The sequence below is a fragment of the Mesorhizobium sp. M7A.F.Ca.AU.001.01.1.1 genome, from assembly GCF_004022735.1.
GTDB lineage: Bacteria > Pseudomonadota > Alphaproteobacteria > Rhizobiales > Rhizobiaceae > Mesorhizobium > Mesorhizobium ciceri.
The window spans coordinates 1-607 of the sequence record NZ_RZPF01001315.1; the positions used below are offsets into that span (position 1 = coordinate 1).

Consider the following 607-nt stretch of genomic DNA (forward strand, 5'->3'; position numbering starts at 1 on the left):
CAGGTTCTCGATCTGGTCCATCATGCGATCGATGTCGCTCTGGCGCAGTTCCTGGCCATTCTGCTGCATCTGCGGGGCGTTGGGATTTTGCTTGGCGCGCTCCGCGAATTCCTGCAGGAACTGGTTCATCGCCTCGCGCAGTTCCTTCATCGCCTTTTCGATTTCAGCGTCGCTGGCGCCATTCTTGATGGCGTCCTGCAGCGCCTGTTGCGCCTGGCGCAGCCGCTTTTCGGCGGCCGAAAGATTGCCTTCCTCGATGCCGAGCGCGATTTCCCAGAGATAGGAGACCTCGCTGCGCAATTGATCGTCGCTGTCGGCCATCTTCAGCCGGGTGCGGGCGCTCATGATGGCGAGGTAGTGGGACATGTTGTCGAAGGTGTCTTCCGGCCGCAGCGTGATGGCGTCCATCAGGTCGAGCACGCGCGGCTTGGCGTTGGCGTCGAGCGCCAGCAGGCGGCGCTGTTCGATCACGGCGCGTGCCAGCGGATTGGCGAAAGGCCGCTCCGGCATCAGCAGCGTCTTGGTTTCGCTCGATGCGGTGTGCCCGGCATCGTCGGTGGCGACCAGCGTCAGCTTGATGCTGCTGCCGGCCCAGACATGCTCGGTC

Annotated in this window: 1 protein-coding gene; it reads right to left on the bottom strand. The window is 63.4% G+C overall.

What is annotated here, in order from left to right:
* A partial coding sequence (locus EN884_RS37895; protein ID WP_128361227.1) for a DUF4175 family protein occupies window positions 1–607 on the bottom strand: 607 nt, incomplete at both ends.